The following is a 1,825-nucleotide window of genomic DNA, read 5'->3' on the forward strand; positions in this document are numbered from 1 at the left end:
CTCACCCGGATCGCTGACGGTTATCGGTATGTAACGCCATCAAGGACAGATCCCAGTGGCTGTCGAGCGCATAGCCGACTCGGCCATAGACATCGCTCAAACGCCCGTCGGCGCGATCCCGCGCGCCGTTGGAACGCCGATAGCCCTGACTCAGGTAGGCATCGAAGGGTCCCTTCCGATAACCAGCATCCAGGGTCTGCACGTAGGTGCTATAACTGCCTCCAGCGAGCTGCAGCTCGAGCCGCTCACCATCGCTGAGCATCTGTTTCGGAGCAATCTCAGCAACACAGCGTGGTGGTAGCATCCGGCGAATTCTCGATCCGGAAGGAGCGAAGATCATATAAAATAATTTTTTATTGTCCCAACCGTTTAGTAAAAACTATGCACTTTAGTGCAAGACTTTTAGTAAACTCTCATTTATGAGGTCTTATCGAAAATCGTCGCATACAGTTCATGACTTGAAAGTCCACCTGATTTGGGTTACCAAATATCGCTATGAGGTGCTAACGAAAGAGGTGGGATACCGAACACGGGAAATTATCCGTCAAGTGTGCGCGCAGAACGACATTCAGATTATCAGTGGTGCTGTCAGCAAGGATCATGTGCATCTGTATATATCGTACCCGCCGAAATACTCGGTGAGTGATCTCGTCAAGTGGTTCAAGGGACGTAGCTCACGTAAACTTCAGGAAGAATTTCCGCAACTTGGAAAGCGCTATTGGGGTAAGCATTTTTGGGGTATTGGTTATGCTGCGTTTAGTTCGGGGCATGTTACCGACGAGATGATCCGAGAATATTTGAAGCGTCACGAAGATCATCCAAATCATCAGGATGATGGGTTTACTGTAGAATGACTTTGAGTCAGGATTTAACTGACTTCAGTCAGTGTCTACTTTCAGTCGGTTTTAACCGAAATCACGACTTTCAGTCGTAATACATACTATGGACTTACAGTCCATAGTGGTTGATTTTCTGCATGCCGCCGGCTTGCGGATTGATTGGCCACTCGAAGGATCATCGCTACAGGCGCGAAAAAAAGAGACCATGCTGTTTGAGGCGCTGGCGGCGTTCAACGAGCGTTTCGCGAAACTGCAAGACACCCTGGGGGCAGCGATGCGCCATGCCGCTGTGCTACTGGGTGAGAGTACGGAGAGCTTTTTGAAGGTGCTGGCCTATTATGAGAAAGTGGCGGTATTGGACTCCATTGAGACATGGCAAGCCTTGCGCACTGTACGCAATCTCGCCGCACATCGCTACGAGATCGACTATGTGGCGATCGCCGAGCATTTTAATACTCTGCATACGATGTGTCCGAATCTTTATCGAACCGCTTGGTTGTTCGTTGACCATTGCGAAAAAAAACTGGCCGTTGTCCCGGTCACTGGGGATTTTGCATTCGAGTTTCGCGAGATAACAGTTGTCTGCGTCGATGCGTAGGCCCTCAAGCTGCGTGTTTGGGTCGCATCATGCGTCCAATACGGCGGATGCGGTGGCACGGACCAGTGAGATTGCGGTTGGGAAATTGGCGGGGTTTTTGGCGGCAGTCAGCGGATAAAATGCGGCTAACACCAAAGCAAATCGACATCATCAAGCAAACCGTCGAACAGATCGGCGGGCAGGATACCCGCACGATTCTTTTCGGTTCGAGATTGCTCGATGACCGAAAGGGGGGTGATATCGATCTGCTCCTTCAATCGAGCCAGCCCATCGGGCTCCTTCAGCGCGCAAGGATCAAGAGCGCGTTGGAACAGACCCTGGCGCTACCGGTCGATATCATTGCGTACCATACCGCTTTGCCACCGACGCCCTTTCAGCGAATCGCCAT

At 51.2% G+C, this 1,825-nt stretch carries 4 protein-coding genes; 3 read left to right on the forward strand and 1 reads right to left on the reverse strand.

Annotated elements, in window-relative coordinates; all coding sequences use genetic code 11:
- Window position 1 precedes the first annotated feature (1 nt).
- Entirely contained in the window at window positions 2-304 is a 303-nt protein-coding gene (locus VBE63_RS28510) for a hypothetical protein (protein WP_323686355.1), read from the reverse strand.
- Between the two features lie 115 nt (window positions 305-419).
- Here VBE63_RS28510 and tnpA point away from each other — a divergent pair, with 115 nt between their 5' ends.
- From tnpA to VBE63_RS28525, 3 genes are all read left to right on the forward strand, one after another.
- Entirely contained in the window at window positions 420-854 is a 435-nt protein-coding gene (gene tnpA / locus VBE63_RS28515; protein WP_323686356.1) for an IS200/IS605 family transposase, read from the forward strand.
- A 106-nt stretch (window positions 855-960) separates the two neighbouring features.
- Window positions 961-1,437 carry a hypothetical protein gene (locus tag VBE63_RS28520; RefSeq protein WP_323686357.1) on the forward strand — a complete coding sequence of 159 codons (477 nt, stop codon included), beginning with the start codon at window positions 961-963 and terminating at the stop codon, window positions 1,435-1,437.
- Window positions 1,438-1,514: 77 nt separating this feature from the next.
- Window positions 1,515-1,825 (forward strand): nucleotidyltransferase domain-containing protein (locus VBE63_RS28525; RefSeq protein WP_323686358.1); only part of this gene is annotated, 311 nt, incomplete at its 3' end.

Source organism: Lamprobacter sp. (genome assembly GCF_034860625.1).
In the GTDB taxonomy this organism is placed as follows: Bacteria; Pseudomonadota; Gammaproteobacteria; order Chromatiales; family Chromatiaceae; genus Lamprobacter.

Coding starts and splice junctions, on each gene's coding strand:
- VBE63_RS28510 (WP_323686355.1), bottom strand. CDS start 304: ATGCTACCACCACGCTGTGTTGCTGAGATTGCTCCGAAACAGATGCTC.
- tnpA (WP_323686356.1), top strand. CDS start 420: ATGAGGTCTTATCGAAAATCGTCGCATACAGTTCATGACTTGAAAGTC.